Source organism: Mycobacterium sp. IDUB_37 (assembly GCF_055419245.1).
Genome location: NZ_JBVAXG010000003.1, coordinates 365,103 through 383,758 on the forward strand (window position 1 = coordinate 365,103; position 18,656 = coordinate 383,758).

Consider the following 18,656-nt stretch of genomic DNA (forward strand, 5'->3'; position numbering starts at 1 on the left):
AACGCAGCGCGGCGACACGGACAGTCCTACATTCACAACCGCAAGTTGATCCACGACACCACGTCGTCGAGCACCTTGTTCTGCTCGGGCTCGTTGAAGACTTCGTGGTACAGACCGTCGTATTCCTTCAGTTCCACATCGGGGGAACCCACACACTCGACCAGACGACGGCTGCCCTTGATGGGAATCAACGTGTCTCCGGTGCCGTGCACTACGAGCAGCGGAGTCGTCAGCGCGGGCGCCCGTTGCGGCATCGTCTCGCCGACCTGCAGCAATGCCCGCCCCAGCCCGGCCGGAACCTTGCCGTGGTACACCAGCGGGTCCTCGTTGTAGGCCTTGACCACCTCCGGATCCCGCGAGATGGCGTTGAAGTCGAGCGACTCCACCGGCAGCCCCGGCGCGATGACGCCCAGCACTTTGGCGGCCAGCGCCACGAACCCGGGCACCATTTCCTGCGCGGCGATCGCGGGCGCCGACAACACCATCAGGTCGTAGTTGTCGGGGCGCTCTACGCCGTAGGCGAACACGATCGCGCCGCCCATGCTGTGCCCGAGCACGATGCGCTTGAGACCCGGGTTTTCCCGGGTGGCGATCGAAACCAGCGTGTCGAAGTCCCCGGTGAACTCCGTGACGTTCTTGACCGTCACCCGCTTGCCGCCCGACCGGCCATGGCCACGGTGGTCGAGGGCGTACGTGATCAATCCGGCGGCGCCCAACCGCTGCGTGACGTGGTCGTACCGGCGGGCGTGCTCACCGAAACCATGAGCGAGGATGACCACCGCACGCGGCGCGACGTCGGGTGTCCACACGTCGTAGACGATGGGCACGCCACCGATGCCGTCGAAGGTCCGTTCAGTACGGGTGGTAGTCATTACGGGCAGCTTACGGGCTCGGTACCCACTCCTCACGGCGAGTTTGTCGGGGAGTTTGCGTAACCTCGAACGGGTGAGTGTCCTCGCTGAAAACACCGCAGATCCGATCGGCGAGAGTACCGACCAGTCGGTCGGTGATTTCTCCGCCCACGCCGAGCCCTACCGGCGTGAACTGCTTGCGCACTGCTACCGGATGATGGGTTCGCTGCACGACGCGGAAGACCTGGTGCAGGAGACGCTGCTGCGGGCCTGGAAGTCCTATGACCGCTTCGAAGGCAAGTCCTCGGTACGCACCTGGCTGCATCGCATCGCCACCAACACCTGCCTCACCGCGCTGGAAGGCCGGCAGCGGCGGCCACTGCCGACTGGACTCGGCGCCCCCAGCTCGGATCCCACCGCGGAGCTGGTCGAGCGCGGCGAAGTGCCTTGGCTGGAGCCGCTACCGGAAGGGCCCGACGACCCTACTGACCCATCTGTGATCGTCGGTTCGCGCGAGTCGGTGCGGCTGGCGTTCGTGGCCGCGCTGCAGCATCTGTCGCCCCGGCAACGGGCAGTGCTGCTGCTGCGCGACGTGCTGCAGTGGAAGGCGGCCGAGGTGGCCGAGGCGATCGGCACCACCACCGTCGCCGTCAACAGCCTGCTACAGCGGGCCCGAACCCAACTGGACGCCGTCTCGCCCAGTGCTGACGACCAGCTCTGCGCACCCGATTCGGCGGAGGCGCAGGATCTGCTGACGCGCTACATCGCGGCGTTCGAGACCTACGACATCGACCGGTTGGTGGAGCTGTTCACCGCGGAAGCAATCTGGGAGATGCCCCCGACCACCGGCTGGTATCAGGGTGCGCTGAACATCATCACCCTCATCCATACGCACTGCCCGGCCGAACTACCCGGCGATATGCGCATGATCCCGATAGTCGCCAACGGACAACCCGGTGCCGCCATGTACATGCGCGCCGGCGACAGGCACGTGCCATTCCAGCTACACGTACTGGACGTTCGCGATGGCGCGGTGTCGCATGTGGTCGCCTTCCTGGACGACGCATTGTTCGCCAAATTCGGTTTGCCGGAATCACTATGACGCCGACTGTCACGCCCGTGGCCGGTCGGCCGTCACTACTGTTGGGCGCCTTCGACATTGGCAGCGTCGAGTACAGCGCGCAGGAATTCTTCGTCTCCGGCACAGCCTCGTCATACGTTCCCGAGTCGGAGCTCGGGCCAGATGGGCAGTGGCACGTAACTCCCTCGGCGGCAGCCGATTACACCACGCGAGCCGTGGTGCTCACGCCAACCGATCCGGCCCGGTTCAACGGCACGGTGCTCGTCGAGTGGCTCAATGTCAGCGGCGGCATCGACGCCCCGGCCGTATGGATGATGGCGCATCGCGAAATACTGCGCGCCGGTTATGCATACGTGGCCGTCTCGGCCCAGAAGGTCGGGGTGGACGGCGGCGTCAACATGCTCGGCTTCGACATGTCGCTCAAGAGTCAGAATCCCGCCCGGTACGGCGACCTGAGCCACCCTGGTGACGCGTTCGCCTACGACATCTACTCCCAAATCGGCAGCCTGGTAAGGGATTCCGACGGCATGCTGGGTGATCTGACCGCAGAGCATGTGGTCGCCGTCGGGGAGTCCCAGTCAGCCATGTTCCTCACCACGTATGTTAACGCTGTCGATCGCCTGGCCCGGGTCTACGACGGCTTCCTGGTGCATTCCCGATTTGGTCCGGCCGCCCCACTGGGCGACGGCTCCGTCTTCGATGAATTGCAGTCGACCGCGACGCAAGCGGTCAAATTCCGGACGGACCTGCGAGTCCCGCTACTCACGGTCATCACCGAGACCGACCTTTTCGGCACCGCCCGACTGGGTTACCTGCACGCCCGGCAACCAGACAGCGAGTCGTTCCGGGCGTGGGAGATACCCGGGGCCGCACACGCCGACAACTACACAATTCAGGTGGCGCCGATCGATTCGGGTTCTGCGCCGCTCGACGACCTCGTCGCTGCGTACGCACCCACCGACAACCTGATGGGGCAGCAACTCGACCACTACATCAACTTCGGCCCGCAACACCACTATGTCCTCCAAGCTGCGGTCGCGGCGCTGAATTCTTGGGTACGTACGGGCATTGCGCCCCCGCCCGGCCCACTCATCGACGTGACCGAATCCGATCCGGCCGGCCCGGTTCTCGACGCCCACGGCCTGGCCCGGGGCGGTGTTCGGACGCCATGGTTAGACGTACCGATCGCCCGACTGTCCGGCGACGGCGAAGCCGGGGAAAACCTGATGGTGATGCTGTTCGGCTCCGGCGAGCCATTCGACGACGCAACCTTGTCGCGCCTCTATCCGGCCGGAGTCCAGGACTACATCGATGGCTTCACCGCCGCACTCGACAAGTCCATCCAATCCGGGTTCATCCTGCCGGCGGACCGTGACGAGATTCTCCAACTCGCCGCGGCCACCTATCCCAACGGATAGGTGGCCACACCGTGGATATCCGGCGCGCGGCCAACCGTGGTGTCACCACCACCCCGTGGCTGCAATCCCGCCATTCGTTTTCGTTCGGTGACCACTACGACCCGGACAACACCCATCACGGGTTGCTGTTGGTGAACAACGACGATGTGGTGGCACCCGGTACGGGTTTCGACACCCACCCACACCGCGACATGGAGATCGTCACGTGGGTGCTGGAAGGTGAACTGACGCATCGGGATTCGACGGGCAACCACGGCGTGATCTATCCCGGCCTGGCACAACGCATGTCGGCGGGCAGCGGCATCCTGCATTCCGAGCGCAACGAGTCTGCCGTCACACCAGTGCATTTCGTGCAGATGTGGGTCATTCCCGATGAGACGGGCATCACTCCGGGCTATCAACAAAACGAGATCGACAGTCAGCTACTCGATGAGGGCCTTGTCACTGTCGCATCCGGAATTCCGGGGCACGACGCCGCCATCGCACTGCACAATAGGTCCGCCGCGCTGCACTGCACGCGGCTGCGCAGCGGGGAGACCGTCAGCCTGCCATCGGCCCCCTACCTGCACATATACGTCGCACGCGGACGGCTGGCGGGTGAGAATGGCGTGGAACTCGGCGCAGGCGACGCGATCCGCTGCACCCAGAGCGATGGCGCGCGACTGACAGCCATTACCGCGGCCGAGGTTCTGGTGTGGGAGATGCATGCGAGGCTGGGCGGCTGATCGACATTAGAGTGAGCTCGGCAGACAGGAGCCCAAAATGTCTTCGAAGCAGTCGAACAAGCACGCCAAGCACGCCGCCCCCAATCCCAATCGGGGCTCAAAGTCGCTCCGCACGGTGCGGTTCTGGTTGGCGCCCATCGTCATCACCCTGGCGTTGATGTCTGCACTTTCAGCGCTATACCTGGGCGGCATCCTGAATCCGACCACCAACCTGCGGCATTTCCCGATCGCGGTGGTCAATCAGGACGCCGGGCCCACGGGTAAGCAGATCGTCGATGGGCTGCAAAGCGGCTTGGACAACGAGAAGTTCGACCTCCGTGTGGTTTCCCAGGCGGACGCCAAGCAACTGCTGGACAGGGCACAGGTGTACGGCCAGTTGGTCATTCCGCCGGGATTCTCGTCGCAGTTGCGCGATCTCGCGGAGAGTTCGGTCTCAGCCAACCGCGCCGAGCGACCGACGGTCACGATCTTTACCAATCCCCGGGCCGGGACGCTAGGGTCCAGCATCGCAGGCCAGGCCCTGACGCAGGCCATGACTGTCGCCAACGGCAAAGTGGGCGAACGACTTTCGGCCGAAGTAATGAGCCAGACCGGAGGCGCCCCGATCGCCGGCGCGTCGGCGTTGGCCCTGGCCAGTCCGCTCGACATCAAATCGACCGTCTACAACCCCCTGCCCAACGGCACCGGGAACGGTTTGTCTGCCTTCTATTACGCGCTCTTGCTGTTGCTGGCCGGCTTCACCGGCAGCATCGTGGTCAGCACCCTGGTGGATTCAATGCTGGGCTACGTCCCGGCGGAATTCGGACCGGTCTACCGCTTCGCCGAACAGGTCAACATCTCGCGATTCCGCACCCTGCTGCTCAAGTGGGGAATCATGGTGGTCCTGGCGTTGGCGACGTCCGGCATCTACATGGCAATCGCCCACAAGCTCGGCATGCCGATCACGCTGGGCTGGCAATTGTGGCTCTATGGCGTCTTCGCGATCAGCGCGGTCGGCATCACATCGAGTTCGCTGATCGCGGTGCTGGGATCGATGGGCCTACTGGCCAGCATGCTGATTTTCGTGATCCTCGGGTTGCCGTCCGCGGGAGCCACCGTGCCGTTGGAAGCGGTACCACCGCTGTTCCGCTGGCTGGCCGAGTTCGAGCCGATGCACCAGGTTTTCCTGGGCGTGCGGGCGCTGCTCTACCTGAACGGGCAAGGCGCCGCCGGCTTGTCCCAGGCACTGATGATGACGTCGATCGGCCTGGTGATCGGGTTGCTGTTGGGCGGCATCACCACGCACATGTACGACCGCAAGGGTTACCACCGCATCCAGGGGGCCGTCTCGCTGGCCATCGCCGCCGAGCACCAGGCGCAGCACCAGAAGAGTAAGCGCAAGAGTGAGGCCGAGTCGGAAGCGAGTTCGCAGGAGGAAGCCGACTCGGCCACCGAAACAGCGCCGGCGGATGAGCCGACACCCGCGGTGGCGTCGGCTGCCAAGTCCGAAAGCGCAAGCGAGCAAACGTAATTCCAGCGCGGCCGGACCGTCATGCAGCTGTTACGAAAGTTGACAGTGTGACGGATGTGACTGATCCTGAGATAGTTGCTGCCCGAATTCCGGTCGAAGGGGCTACCCGTGCTGACGCCATCTGCCGTGTTGCGCAGACTGACGACGGGCTGCGCTGCGCTGGCGGTGTGCGCCGTCGCGTCGACCACCATCGGGCAACCGGTGGCCCACGCCGCCGACGCGCGCGAGATGCTCGAGCAGGCCATCGCCGGCACTAAGGGCTCCTACCTCGTCTATAACTTCGGCGGCGGCCACCCGATGCCGCTGCTGGATGGCTCCGGCCACTGGTACGAGATGAACAACGGCGGCCATCTGATGATCATCAAGGCTGCCTCGGGCCGGCTGCAACCGCATTTGCTGGTCGACAGTCACTCTGGCGATCAGGCCAGATGTGAGAACAACGCCGGCGCCCGTACCAGCGAAGGTCTGTGGCAAGCCTCCGAGACGTACGCGCCGCTGCAGGCCTGGCAGCGGATGGGACAGCCGACCATTGCGATCAACGCCAATTTCTTCGACGTGCGTGGCCAGAAGGGCGGATCCTGGCGGGAGACCAACTGCAGTTCACCGCTGGGCGCATTCGTCGACAACACTCATGGGCAGGGCCACGCCAACCAAGCGGTCACCGGCACCCTCGCCTACCCCGGCAAACAGGGGCTGTCCGGCGGAGACGAATCTTGGACACCACTGACGACCATGATCCTTCCGGCCGGGGGCGCCCCCTATGTATTGCGGCCGCCCAAGGGTACGGACAAGTACGACATGGCCACGCCGGTGATCTCGGACCTGCTGAACAAGAACGCGAAGTTCGTCGCGGTGGCCGGCATCGGCCTGTTGTCGCCGGACAATGCCGGGCAGCTGCACGATGGCGGCCCGAGCGCGGCACGGACGGCACTCGCCTACTCGAAGCAGAAGGACGAGATGTACATCTTCGAGGGCGGCAGCTACACCCCCGACAACATTCAGGACCTGTTCCGTGGTCTCGGCAGCGAGTCCGCTGTATTGCTCGACGGTGGTGGCTCCTCAGCGATCGTGGTGCGGCGCGACACCGGCGGCATGTGGGCCGGCGCCGGAGCGCCGAAGGGATCGTGTGACACCCGGCAGGTGCTGTGCGACTCGCACGAGCGGGCGCTACCCAGCTGGCTCGCCTTCAACTGATTCCGTTGACGGCACGGCGGCCCCGAACCGGAAGATCAACAGGCTCACGCCAACGACTGTGGCGGCCAGTCCCAGCACGGGCGCCACGGCGACCCGGGTGATGGTCGCACCGACGATCGCCCCCAAACACATGACGACGACGACGCTGACGCGCAGCGTAGCGCGCTCGCCACGGCCCCCGGCCAGCCTGCTGTCGACACCGAGACCGACGATGGTGGACGTCAGCACGGTGGTGGTGAGCTCCGAGATACCGAACTGCCGAGCGGTGGAATGCTGCAGACCGAAGGCAACGGCCATACCGCCGATCAGAAACAGCTTGCTGCTGTCGTGATAGTGACAGACACCGGCTCCGGCCAGGATCGACAGGGTCACCAACATTGCCACCTCGGCGCCCAGCGCAACGGTAATCCAGTGTCGCGTCCGGTCGCCGAGGTGCCGCATCAGTCGACCACCGAGGATGGTGCCGGCGACGAAGAATGGGAAGGCGACGACCACGGCGGTCAGATCGACGGTGGATCTCGGTGCGAACCAGAATCCGAAAAAGATCACGTTGCCGGTCATATTGGCCACGAACACGTGGCCGAGCACCAGCACGCTGATCGCGTCTGCCAACCCGGTCGCGAAGGTCAGCAGCAACAAGCCCGCGACGGTCGACCGGCCGGAAACCGGGGACTTGATAGCCACCGCGGAACCCGGCTAAAGCTGGGCCGTCACATCCAGTGAGGTGATCGTGTTCATTCTGGATACCAACCAGCGGTCGCCCTCACGCTTCATCGTCATCAAGTACGACAGGTATTGCATCGAGGGGATGTTCTTCTTCAGCGGCGTGGTGGTCGTCGTGTTCGTGTAAACGATCACCGTCGCGTTCGTGGCGGTCAGCGTTTCCACCGCTACGCCGACGACCTCGGTGGAGGTGGTCACCTTGAACTGCTTGTTCGGCGCGACGACGCTCTCTTCGACGAACTTGCGGTATTGCGCCCCGAAGTCGCCGGTGAGGTGCTGACCTGCACGGTTGGCCAGGTTGTCCATGTTCTCCGGCGTGTAGCTCCACAGGGTGGTGATGGCGTTGGCCGCCGCCCGTGCCACATTCTGTTTGATATCGATGGTGGCGCGCTCAACCAGGTACGGCTGGACCGCAGCGCCCGCGAAGGCGGCAGAGCAGACGAACAGGACTGCGGCGAGTGCGACGAGAACCGCGGCCACCCGACCTGTCTTTTTCTTCTTCACCTTTTTGACGGGCGGTTCGACCGCGGCCTCGTCGGCCTCTGACTCCGCCTCGGTCCCGTCTTCAGCCTCGTCTTCAGCCTCTTCTTCGGCCTCGGTTTCAACCGAGTCCTCGGAAGACTCCGCTGCAACGGTGGCGTCCTGGGCTTCTTCTTGCGCTGTGTCGTCCCGGTCCTCGACGGTCAGATCACCTGCTGCAGGTTGCTGATCTTCCACTGATTCCCTTCCTGCGTAGCGGTCGCCGACCAACGATTGGTGTTATCGAAGACCTGTTTTCCGTCCGGCGATTTGGAGGTGACGTCGGTGGCAACCAGAACCGTGACGCTGCCGTCGTCGTTCCACCGTTCCACGCCCGCGTCAAGTACCGTCCCGGTCGCTTTCTCCGCGCGGGCGACCTGAAGCAGGATCTCGTTCGCCTTCTCGTTGTACTGCTTGGCAAAGTCCCCGGTTGCCTGAGCCAGGATCCGGTCGATGTAATCGTTGGCGTGGAACGGGTCGACGGACGTGAAGCCCGTCATGAACCACTTGACGTAGTTGACCACCTGCGTCTGCCGCTCGGCCTTCAAGTCACGGGCATGGTGGTCGCTCAGCATGAACCCGGACATTCCGACCGCCGCCGCCATCGAGACTGACGCGACCGCGGAGACCAGCGGCAGAACCCACCGCCTCGGCGGGATGGGCTGCGCGACGAACAGGGAATCCTCGCCCGGGACAAACTTGCGACGGGGACTCATTTGCCCTCCCCTGGCGGTTTCGGCTTGGCCAGCACGGTGAGGTCGTCGACGAGCCAACGATCGCCGCTCTTGACGAACTTCACCCGGACGCTGGCGGTGATATACCGGATATCGGCCCCGTCGCCACGGCGTCCCTGCAGGAACAACAGCATCGTCGCGGTGTTTCGGGATGCCGCCAGCACCGAGTTGGTCGAGCCCCAGTACTCATTGATGACGGGGTGACCCTTCTGCACCAGGTCCTGCTGGGCGGCCAGATCCTTGCGGTACCTGTCCGTGGTCAGCGCCAGCGACCGGGCGAAATCGTCCTTCAGGCTCTTCGGGTTGTAGGTGAGCATCTGGGCGACGATCTTCGGACCCTGCTCGGCAATTTCGGCCCGGGTTTGATCAGCGGCTTCGGCGTTGGCGTACACCACGCCGTAGCCCACACCAGCGCCGCCCAGGCACAGAACGGTCGCACTGATCAGCGCGACGGCCGTCCACTGCCGCACCTTCTCGGCCCGTTCATGGGGCACCACCCGCAGTACCTCGGTGCCCACCAGCAGGTCGGCGAAGGTGCGGCGCTTGGCATCCCACAGCGGCCACAGCCAGCCCACCAGCAGCGCTCCGGTGTCGAGCAGATGAGCCAGGTCCCGGAGCAACAGCCACCACGGGCCAGTGGCCTTGCCGTTGTGCCTGACGACCGCGATGCCGAACAGCGCGCGCCCCAAACTCCAACCGGTGATGGCCGGCAACAGCAACCGATTGACCAGCACCAGCAGGATCACCAAGCCCAGAACGGACATGCAGACCCACCACCACACGCCGCGCGGCAGCGTGAGCGAGGTCAAAGAAACGGTCGTCGCCACCGCAAGGCCAGGCAACACGTCGACGGCGAAGGCGGCGGCCCGCACATGCCAGGGCGCCCAAACTTTCTCGGGTAAGTCCTGGGCGTTCTTCGTGGCCTTGATCTTTTCGACCACCACCGTCACTTCGTCACCTGGTCGAGTTTCGAGATCTTGTAGGTGCCGTCCGTCGGCGCCATGCGAACCCGCAGGCGATAGCCCGTTTCCGAGTTCTGCTGCTGGTCGTTGGAAAGATTGATGCGCAGCGCGATCAGCACGTCGACGGAGCCGTCGGGGTTGTTGCGTTCGATCGCCGCCCGCATGTCGGACACCTTCAGGTGCACGTTGGCTGCCTGATACGCCTGCACCAGCATGCTGCTGTAGAGAAGTGCCTGGGTGCGGTACTGGTCGGTGCCGCAGTCGACGATCTTCTGCTCACTTGCCGCCATGCTGGCGGTGTCGGGCGCCTGGGTCGCCGCGACACACTCTTTGGCGATGTTCAGCGCCGTGGCATTACTACGCTGCAGCGACTGGACATCCTGGTTGGTGTGCAGTGCCCAGTAGCCGCCGAACCCGATGGCACCGGCGAAGATGACCAGGATCGCGGCGATGCCGGCCAGCCAGGCGCCTGCTAGCCGCGACGGCGGCCGCGCCTCTTCGGGCTCCGGCTCTTCGGACTCCGCCGCCTCTTCCGCTTCCTCGGACTCCTGCGCCGTCAACTCAGCATCGGCCGTCGACTCTTTCGAATCGTCGTCCTTCACCTCGGAATCAGTCGGGATGGTTCCGGCCTCGGATTCTTTGGAATCTCCGGCCTTCACCTGGGTTCCCAGCGAATTGTCCTCGTTGATGGGGTTCAGCCGGCTGGTGCCAGCATCTCCTTCCATCCGTCGTCTCCTGTTTTGGTCGAGTTTGAGACGGAGTACTTGACACCGTCGGGCCCTACCAGCTCACCGCTCTGTGGACTGTAGACCGCGGAAGGGGGCCCGCCCGGAGTGTAGAGGCATGGGTTGGGCTGTTGTCCATTGCACTGCACGGCACCTGTTCCCGGCCGCGAAAGTGGGTCACTGAGCGGCGGTGGTGTCTGGCCGCCAGGAGGCAGCCGGTCGGCCGGCAACGGGTTCAATCCGTTGTTGACCGAGGGTGCCGGAGTCACCAGACCGGGCTTCACCGGCTGGTCGCATCGAGCCGCCGGAGCGGGGCAGGTCAGCAGCTGGTTCGGGTCGCCGTACCAGGGGTTGGTACCGGCCGGCTCGTACGGCTTGGTGCTGCGGCATTCCCGCGGCGTGGCGGCCCGCTTGCCAGGCACGTCCACACAGGGGATGTTGCGCGAACCACGCACGCTGTTGGACGGCGTGTCCATCGGGATCTTGCAGTAAGTCCCGACTGGCAGCGGCTGGGTGCTGGTGTCGGCGAAGGAGCGCCACTGCTCGGCCGGGATGAAGCCGGTCAGACAGGGCGGCGGCTGGTTGATCGCCAACGCCAGGTCCAGTGCCGCCTGGTTCGGGAACGGCGCAGCCACCGTCTGTGCAATCGAGGCGCCCTGCGGGAGGAACACCAGTACCTGTTCCAAGCCCTTGTTATAACGCTTGAGCAGGTCGAACACGACTTCGAGGTTTGCCAGCACCTGCGGCAGCGATTCCCGCGTGTCGGCGAACAGGTCGTTCACCTGATCGGCCGTCGGCGCAGCCTGAGACAGCACGCTCCGCAGATGGCTGTCCTCCTGCGCGGTCTGCGCCGCCAGCGTGTTCAGGTTGTGCGCCCAGCGTTTGATCGCACCGCCCGAATCGGCCTGACTCTGCAGGATCGGTCCGGAGTTCTGGATGATGTCGTTGACGTCGTTGATCTGGGTGTGGAAATCACCCACCAATGCCTGCGTCGCATCCGTCAGTCGCTGCAGCGCCGGGCCGAGGCCACCGACGGCCAGAGCCGTCTCGTCGAGCAGCTTGGGAATCTTCTCTTTGGGCAACACGGACAGCCCGCGATTGACGGCGTCCAGCGCAGGGCCGATCTCACTGGGCACGGTGCCCTTGGTGATGGTCTGACCGTCACTGAAGAACTTCCCCGGATTGCCCGTCGAAACCAAGTCCAGATACTGCTCACCCACCGCAGAAACGGAGTGCACGTTGGCCGTCGCATCGATCGGCACCTTGTACCGACTGTCGATGCTCATGATCGCCCGGGCCCCGTTCGGCGTCGGCACGACATCTTCGACCTTGCCGATCGTGATGCCCCGATAGGTCACGTTCCCTGTCGGGTACAGACCGCCGGAGGCAGGCAAGTCGGCTTTCAGCTCGTACCGCCCGATCCCCACCAGGGTAGGAATCTGCAGGTAGTAGACGCCCAGCACGGAAATCGCGACCACCGTCAGCGTCAGAAATATCCACAGCTGACGCTTGATAAAGGGAGTTAGCATTGCCCTCGCTCCGCCCTTTCCACCAGCGGTCCACCCGGCGCGTCGCTGGGGTTCGATGTGTAGCGAACGTCCGGGATCATCGACTCGGGATCGCGCCCGAACGACTGCTCTATCGCACGCAGCAAGCCGGAGAAACCGGTACCGGTGAGCACCGCGTTGTCCATCGAACTCAGCGTCACGTCAATCGTCGCGTTGACGTTCTGGTAGTCACCGCGGAAGACCTGCGGCACCGAGTCGATGTCGAACGGCTGAGTCAGGATCAACTTCAGCGCGCCGATCAGGTACGGCGACCCACGGCCGAGTTCCCGCAGCGGGCATTCCAGCGCCTTCAGATCGGTGTGCAGGCTCGAGCGTGCCTCCGACAGGTACTGGTCAGCCGCCCCACTGAGCCGGCCCACCGAGTCGACGGCGTTGATCAGCAGATTCTTCGTGTCGGCGAAGTGCTTGATCAGCGGCGGGAAGTCGGTCAGTACGCGCTCGAGAACGTCGTTGCGGCTGCCCACATAGCTGATCAGGCGGTTCGTCGAGTCGATTGCGTGGGTGATGTCGTCGCGCTGCTCGTTGAGCTGCCTGGTGAACGTGTCCAACTTGCCCAGGAAGTCCCGAATCTGTTCGCCGCGGCCCTTGAAGATCGCGTAGACCTCGTTCTGCAGAACTTCCAGATTGGGTATCCCACCGCCGCGCAAGATCAGCGAGACGACGGCCAAGGTCTGCTCGATGTTGGGGTACACCGATGAATTCTTCAGCGGAATCAGGTCGCCGTTGTGCAGCGTGTCTTTCGACGGGTTCTCCGGCGACACGATCTCGACGTGCTGCGACCCGAGCAAGCTGGTCTGGCCGATCTTCAGCAGCGCGTTCTTCGGCAGCTTGGTTCCAGCCTTGATGCCCAGTGTCAGCGTGGCTACCCAGTTCTTCAGCTCGATCTTGCGGATCGAGCCGACCTCCACGTCGGCAACCATCACCTTGCTGTTGCCGTTGATCGCCAAGGTGTCGGGGACCTGCGCGTAGACGGTGAAGGCCCCCTCCCCGCTGCCCGGTGCACCCGGGATCGCGACCTGGGAGATGCCTTTCCACCCACAAGAGCTCAGCGTAAGGACGGCCACCAAAAGCACCAGCCCATGCCGGGCCCTGCGGCGAACGTTGCGCAGCACGACTATCACTGACCCCCTCCTACCTCAGCCGGCATCGGCGCGCCAACGGCTGCCGCCGGGCCCGGTGCGGGCACCGGAGCGACCGGACCGGGAATGACCCCGGGCGCCGGCCCCGGCGGCTGCACCGGCACGGGCGCATTGAGCGCCACCGGCGGCACCACCGGGTACTCGTCGTACGCGTTAGGAGGCCCGGGCGGCGTCTGCAGGGTGGACTGGACCGGCACGATGTCGGGGCCGCCCATCAACTCTGACAACGACTCGGGAGTCATCAGACCCGCGGTGATCGGTCCGACCTGAACCCCTTGCATACCTGGGGCGACAACCCAGCCCGGCTGGGTGTTCTTGTGCGAGGTCGGGGTGTCCGGCACCCAGACACCTGGAACCGTTGTGTCCTTGTATCCGTTCGGCGGCTGCAACCGCGGCTCGGAGTAAGCGACCTGCTTGGGCAGCACTTCGGTGGTGTTGAAGCCGTTGAAGCCAAACGGGAAGTAGTTGAACTTGATCGCATCGAGCACCGGCGCCATGTACTGGGCGCAGAGCTCCGCCGACTCCTGGTACCCCAACCGGCTGCCGGCCTGAACCGAGCTGCAGATGAACTGCATCGGGTTGGCAAAGCTGGTGATCTCCGGAACAGCGACCACCGAACCGTGGGCGGGGTGATAGATCTGATTCACGTTGGCCGCCGCTGTCGGCAGCACGTGCAGGGCAGTCTCCAGGCCGTTCAGGGGCTCCGGTTGCAGCAACCTGTTCGTCACGGATTCCAGGTTGTTGAGGTCGTACGCCAGCACCTCGTGGTTCTTGTCCAGCCATGGCCGGATAGTGCCGAGCAGGCCGTCGAACTGCTGAATCGCATTCGCCAGCGCAGTGTCCGAACTGGCCAGGCGACCGGTGACATCGGCCAGATTCTGGTTCAGCGCGACAAACTGCTTGTCGTCCTGGTGCAGCGCGTTCACGAACAACGCCAGACTCTTGACCACCGCGAAGAAGTCGCCGCGGCCTTCGTTCAGCGCGGTCAGTGCCTTCGAGAGGTTGTCCAGGGTGCTGTTGAGCTGCTTGCCCTTGCCCTCGAGGCCGTTGGCGAACGAGTTCAGCACCTCACCGAAGGGCCCAGTGGGCTGCTCCGGAGTCGGACCGAACTTGTCGATGAGGTTGGCGGTGGTGTCGCGAATCTCGTCCCACTCGACCGGCACCTGGGTCCGCTCGATCGGGATGACCGCGTTGTTGGCCAGCACCGGGCCACCCTTGTAGGGGGGGTCCAACTGCAGCGCGCGGGAGGCAACCAAGGTCGGGTTCAGGACAGTCACCGAGGCGTTTGCCGGGACCTTGTAGTGGTTGTCGTAGTGGAACGTCACCTTCATCTTGTCGCCGGCCGGCTCGATGTCGTCGATGGTGCCGACCTTCAGGCCCATGATCTGGACCTTGTCACCGGCGTACAACGCGTTCGCCTCTGACAGATACGTGACGATGGTGTTGTTCGTCAGCTTCTGGTACAGGTTCCAGCCAACGTAGGCGGCGACCAAGCCGAGCACCACGACAACCGACGCGACGATCACCGTCGTCCGGGACATCGCAGGCAACTTGATGTTGCGGATGTCAAAGATGGTGGTCAATTCCCACTACCTCCCGCTGCGCCGCTACCACCGGCTCCACCTGGATTGATGAACGGCGCCGGCAGCTGGTTTCCGGGTCCCGGCGGTGCCGGTGGACCCGGGGGCAGGCCCGGTGCAAATGTTGACGGAGGCGGTACCGGACCGGCCGGTCCTACCGGCTCGGTGCGAGCACCCGGTGGGGCGTTCGGCGGCAACGGCACCGGAGTGCCAGGAGCGTCAGGTGCCGGTTCGCCCGGACGCCCTGCGATCGGAATGCCGGGAACCGGAGGAATCCCGTTCGGGTTCGGCGGGGACACCTGGACGTCCAACGGAGCTGGGAAGCTCGGTCCGCCGAACGGCCCGATGTTCAGGCCTGCACAAGGCAGCGGGTTCGCCGGAGTCGGAATTCCGTCGGCCGCAGGGGTGTACGAGCACGGAGATCCGGGCGGGACGGCCGGGCCGGGGTGTTCCGGAGTGCCTTCCAGCAACACCGGTCCCGGCGGCGGCGCACCGTTGGGGAACCGGGTGCCGTTCGGGTCGGGGAACTTCGAAGCCGGCAGACCTGCGCTCCGCCAGAAGTCCTCCGGAGACAGCCCACGCTTCTTGAACGCGGCGTCGATGAACGGCTGGATGAGCTGGCCCGGGACCAAGTTGTGGATGACCACCTTGAAGAACGGCCCGGATCCGATCGACTCGTTCAATGACGGCAGGAACCCGCCGACCATGAGGAGTCCGTCCGCCAGGTCATCCTTGCGCTTGTTGAGCACATCACTGAGGGTGCGCAACTGTTCCAGCACGTGGTTGATGTTCGGGTTGTCGTTGAGCAGACCCGACACCTGTGTCGAGAACGCAGCAACATTGGCAAGCAGCGCGTCGATCGCGCGGCCGCGGTCGTTGAAGGCGGCCAGCAGCGTCTTCGCGTTGACCAGCAGCCGGTCTACCTGCTGGCTGCGGTCGCCGAGCACGCTGGCTACCTGGTTGGCCTGAGCAAGCAGGTGCTTGATCTCCTCGTCACGCTTGCCGAGGGTGTCGGAGAACCGTGATACACCGTCGAGGGCAGGGCTCAGCTGGGGATACGTCTGGTCGATGGTCTCGGACAGGACGTGCAGCGACTTCTTGACCGTGTCGATGTCCCAGCCGCGCGCGGCGTTGGTGATATCGAGGAACGCGTCATAGATCTGGTACGGGGTCGTGCTCTGCCCGATCGGCAGTGTGGCCCCTGGCTTCAGTGCCTTATTGCCGCGGGCTTCGATCTCGAGGACCTTCTTGCCCAGCAGAGTGTCGGTGCGGATCGCCAACCGGCTCTCCGTGCCGATGCTCTCGGTGCCCATCGAGAACTTCATCACGATGTGGTCGCCCTCGATGTCGAGCCCTTCGACCTTGCCGACATCCATGCCGGCGATGCGCACCTTATCGCCGATGTTGATGCCGCCGGTGTCGGTGAACTGCCCGAAGTAGAAGGGCCGCGCCATCAGTACTGGGACGTTGGTGAAACTCTGGCCCACCAAGACGACAAGAATTGTCACCATGATGCCCATGAGGCCGATCTTGAGCCGGTTTGGCGGTTCAAGCGTTCTCACTGTGGCGAACACCTCCCTGTCGGTTGGTGGAAGAGCCGGACAGTGCGGACGGGTCCGCCGGCCTGAAGGCCGTTGATCCGGAGGCTGATGTCACACGAATAGAAGTTCACGAAGTCGCCGTAGGAGCCGATGCCGCGTCCGATCAGGTTCAGCGCGGTAGGCACCTTGTGCAGGAAGTCGTCGAGCTGCTCACGCTGGTCGACGAGCGGTTGCTGGACCGCGTCGAGATAGTTGATGGCTTTGTGCAGCGAAGCCCGATCCTCGGCCAACAGGTCGGCCACCGTTCCCGCCGCGTTACTGAGGTTCGCGGTCCCGCCGGCCAGCGAGTCACCATGGTCCTTCAACCCCGTGATCAGCACCTCGAGGTTGTTGACAGTCTGGTCGAAGTCTTTACGGTGCCGCACCGTTGTGTCCAGAACCGTATTGAGGTTCTTGATCACTTCGCCGATCGCCTGGTCCCGCTCGGCAAGCTGCGAGGTGAGCTGCGCGGTCTGGTTGAGAATGTCGTTGATCGTGCCGCCCTGCCCCTGGAAGACGGTGACCAGCGCCGACGCGATTGTGTTCACCTTGTCCGGGTTCAGTGCCCGGAACACCGGCTTGAACCCACCGATCAGCGCATCGAGGTCGAGGGCCGGCGACGTCCTGGACATCGGGATGAACCCGCCCGGCTGCATCGTCTTGTCGGCGCCGTCACCATCGCCTCGACGTAGCTCGAGGTAGCGGTTACCGATCAGGTCCAGATACCGGATCTGCGCGGTCGTCGACTGGTAGAGGGGAATGTCGCGATCGACGTCGAAGCTGACCCGTACTCGTTTGCCGCCGTCGATCAGTTCCAGCGATTTGACCTTGCCGATCTCCACCCCGGAGGCGCGGACGAACTGGCCGGATCGCAGCCCGCTGACGTTCTGGAACTCGGCGGAGTACGTATAGGTCCGGTCGAAACGGAGCTGACCGAACACGACGATGATCATGATGCTGAATATCACCAGCACGATGGCGAATGAGCTGAGCTTGAGGACCGTTCCGCGAATTTTCATGGGTTGATCGTGTTATCCCCTACTTGACGGCCCCAGACGTACTCATTCACGAAGGGCGAACCGACTTCCAAGTGGTTATAAGGCGCAATGCTGTTTCCGCTGTCCATCACCAGTTCAGGTGCAGGCCAGAGTTGGCGGGTGATCTGTTGCCAGCAACCGGGCGCACCGCCCGGTCCACCACGCGCGTTCACGCGCGGCAGGTTCTCGGGGTAGGTGTACGGGTTCGGGGCCCCACCGACCACGCCCGCGGCCAGCCCGCCGACCTGAGAGGCCAGCAGCGGTACCAGCGAGACGGGGTTCAGCATCAAGCCAAGAGCCGAAAGGATCTCGGAGTGGGTGTTCAGCGAGTAGCCATTCCCCCCGAGGAACGTACGTACGGTCGGCTCGATGTCGTGGTAGTTGCGCAGCGTGCAGAACAACTCCGGGCTGTAGGTGTCCAGCACCTGGGCGCTCGGCACCAGGTCCTTTGCGCCACGCGCCAGGTACGGACCGCCACGCTCGAAGATGTCCGCGCCGGAGTTGCCGAATCCGGCCGCGGCCAGCAACGCCTGGTCCAGATCCTTCTGCTGGGCGTTGATCGTGCGGGCAGTAGGCACCGCGTTGTTGAGGAAGTCCAGCAGATCCGGCGACGCGTCGGCGTACACGTCGCCCAGCGCCGCCAGTTGTTGGATGTCGCGCCGTGCCTGCGGCATCTGCGGGTTGATGTCGTCGAGCACCGCGTTGCCGTTGACGATCGATTGGCCGAACTTGTCACCCAACCCGGTCAGCGCTTGCGCTGCCGCGCTCAAGGTCAGATTCAACTTGACCGGGTCGACCTTCTCCGAAATCGAGGTGAGGGTCTGGAACACTGTGTTGATTTCCGTCGTCACGGCTGAGGCGAAAATGGTGTCCTTCGCCGTAAGGTGGCCGCGCGAGACGACGTTGCCCTGGGCGTCCTTGGGCGTCGTCAGCGACACATACTTGCCGCCGAAGACCGTGGTGGCCTTGATCTGGGCGTTCACATTCTGTGGAACCACCCCGTCGGGCCCGATGTATTGCGGGTAAATCTCCAAGGTGAACTTCGCGGCCGGCTTGCCGTCCCGGGTGACCTCTTGGATTTCGCCGACGCGGCCGATCTGAACCCCGTTGTAGGTGACTTTCGCGCCCGGATCCATCACCAACCCGGCTCGCTCGGAGTACATCGTCATCATGTCTTTGGACGTGAAGTTTCCGCGGAACTGCCAGTAGACCAGCCCGAATATCACCAGCAGGATGGCGAAAAAGCTCAACCCGATGATCTTGTACGGGGGTCTGGGGACCTTGTTGACCTTGCCCGGCGACGTCATGGC

Annotated in this window: 17 protein-coding genes; 5 read left to right on the forward strand and 12 right to left on the reverse strand. The window is 64.2% G+C overall.

What is annotated here, in order from left to right:
* Nucleotides 1-32: 32 nt before the first annotated feature.
* Entirely contained in the window at nucleotides 33-872 is an 840-nt protein-coding gene (locus ACZY1I_RS12340; RefSeq protein WP_463754683.1) for an alpha/beta hydrolase, read from the reverse strand.
* Here ACZY1I_RS12340 and ACZY1I_RS12345 point away from each other — a divergent pair.
* The 5 genes from ACZY1I_RS12345 (at nucleotide 820) to ACZY1I_RS12365 (ending at nucleotide 6,779) form a co-directional block, all read left to right on the forward strand.
* Entirely contained in the window at nucleotides 820-1,953 is a 1,134-nt protein-coding gene (locus tag ACZY1I_RS12345; RefSeq protein WP_463754684.1) for a sigma-70 family RNA polymerase sigma factor, read from the forward strand. The two genes, ACZY1I_RS12340 and ACZY1I_RS12345, sit on opposite strands and share 53 nt — an antisense overlap.
* A complete protein-coding gene (locus ACZY1I_RS12350; RefSeq protein ID WP_463754685.1) occupies nucleotides 1,950-3,350 on the forward strand; it encodes an alpha/beta hydrolase domain-containing protein in 1,401 nt (466 codons plus the stop codon). The genes ACZY1I_RS12345 and ACZY1I_RS12350 overlap by 4 nt, the downstream gene beginning before the upstream one ends.
* Entirely contained in the window at nucleotides 3,347-4,075 is a 729-nt protein-coding gene (locus ACZY1I_RS12355; RefSeq protein WP_463755104.1) for a pirin family protein, read from the forward strand. The genes ACZY1I_RS12350 and ACZY1I_RS12355 overlap by 4 nt, the downstream gene beginning before the upstream one ends.
* Nucleotides 4,076-4,112: 37 nt before the next feature.
* Nucleotides 4,113-5,585 (forward strand): YhgE/Pip domain-containing protein, encoded by a 1,473-nt coding sequence (locus ACZY1I_RS12360; RefSeq protein WP_463754686.1) that lies wholly within the window; start codon nucleotides 4,113-4,115, stop codon nucleotides 5,583-5,585.
* Nucleotides 5,586-5,663: 78 nt separating this feature from the next.
* Nucleotides 5,664-6,779 carry a phosphodiester glycosidase family protein gene (locus ACZY1I_RS12365; RefSeq protein WP_463755105.1) on the forward strand — a complete coding sequence of 372 codons (1,116 nt, stop codon included), beginning with the start codon at nucleotides 5,664-5,666 and terminating at the stop codon, nucleotides 6,777-6,779.
* Here the strand turns inward: ACZY1I_RS12365 and ACZY1I_RS12370 are convergent.
* Genes ACZY1I_RS12370 through ACZY1I_RS12420 form a run of 11 tightly spaced genes read right to left on the reverse strand, consistent with a single transcriptional unit; the run spans nucleotide 6,753 to nucleotide 18,653 of the window.
* A complete protein-coding gene (locus tag ACZY1I_RS12370) occupies nucleotides 6,753-7,463 on the reverse strand; it encodes a YoaK family protein (RefSeq protein ID WP_463754687.1) in 711 nt (236 codons plus the stop codon). The two genes, ACZY1I_RS12365 and ACZY1I_RS12370, sit on opposite strands and share 27 nt — an antisense overlap.
* Before the next feature lie 12 nt (nucleotides 7,464-7,475).
* Nucleotides 7,476-8,219, reverse strand: coding sequence for a mammalian cell entry protein (locus ACZY1I_RS12375; protein WP_463755106.1), 744 nt, complete (start codon nucleotides 8,217-8,219; stop codon nucleotides 7,476-7,478).
* Nucleotides 8,186-8,737 (reverse strand): mammalian cell entry protein, encoded by a 552-nt coding sequence (locus ACZY1I_RS12380; protein ID WP_463754688.1) that lies wholly within the window; start codon nucleotides 8,735-8,737, stop codon nucleotides 8,186-8,188. Before ACZY1I_RS12380 ends, ACZY1I_RS12375 begins: the two co-directional genes overlap by 34 nt.
* Nucleotides 8,734-9,705, reverse strand: coding sequence for an RDD family protein (locus ACZY1I_RS12385; protein ID WP_463754689.1), 972 nt, complete (start codon nucleotides 9,703-9,705; stop codon nucleotides 8,734-8,736). Before ACZY1I_RS12385 ends, ACZY1I_RS12380 begins: the two co-directional genes overlap by 4 nt.
* Nucleotides 9,702-10,442: an Mce protein gene (locus ACZY1I_RS12390; RefSeq protein WP_463754690.1), complete on the reverse strand. Its 741-nt coding sequence runs from the start codon at nucleotides 10,440-10,442 to the stop codon at nucleotides 9,702-9,704. Before ACZY1I_RS12390 ends, ACZY1I_RS12385 begins: the two co-directional genes overlap by 4 nt.
* Complete coding sequence (locus tag ACZY1I_RS12395; protein ID WP_463754691.1) at nucleotides 10,412-11,971, reverse strand: virulence factor Mce family protein; 1,560 nt, start codon at nucleotides 11,969-11,971, stop codon at nucleotides 10,412-10,414. The genes ACZY1I_RS12390 and ACZY1I_RS12395 overlap by 31 nt, the downstream gene beginning before the upstream one ends.
* Complete coding sequence (locus tag ACZY1I_RS12400) at nucleotides 11,965-13,119, reverse strand: virulence factor Mce family protein (protein WP_463755107.1); 1,155 nt, start codon at nucleotides 13,117-13,119, stop codon at nucleotides 11,965-11,967. The genes ACZY1I_RS12395 and ACZY1I_RS12400 overlap by 7 nt, the downstream gene beginning before the upstream one ends.
* An 8-nt stretch (nucleotides 13,120-13,127) precedes the next feature.
* Nucleotides 13,128-14,732, reverse strand: coding sequence for a virulence factor Mce family protein (locus ACZY1I_RS12405; protein ID WP_463754692.1), 1,605 nt, complete (start codon nucleotides 14,730-14,732; stop codon nucleotides 13,128-13,130).
* On the reverse strand, nucleotides 14,729-16,291 hold the full coding sequence (locus ACZY1I_RS12410) for a virulence factor Mce family protein (RefSeq protein ID WP_463754693.1): 1,563 nt from the start codon (nucleotides 16,289-16,291) through the stop codon (nucleotides 14,729-14,731). Before ACZY1I_RS12410 ends, ACZY1I_RS12405 begins: the two co-directional genes overlap by 4 nt.
* Nucleotides 16,288-17,328, reverse strand: coding sequence for a virulence factor Mce family protein (locus tag ACZY1I_RS12415; RefSeq protein WP_463754694.1), 1,041 nt, complete (start codon nucleotides 17,326-17,328; stop codon nucleotides 16,288-16,290). Before ACZY1I_RS12415 ends, ACZY1I_RS12410 begins: the two co-directional genes overlap by 4 nt.
* The gene (locus ACZY1I_RS12420) at nucleotides 17,325-18,653 is read right to left on the reverse strand and encodes an MCE family protein (protein ID WP_463754695.1); all 1,329 of its coding nucleotides are present in this window, start codon (nucleotides 18,651-18,653) and stop codon (nucleotides 17,325-17,327) included. The genes ACZY1I_RS12415 and ACZY1I_RS12420 overlap by 4 nt, the downstream gene beginning before the upstream one ends.
* Nucleotides 18,654-18,656 lie beyond the last annotated feature (3 nt).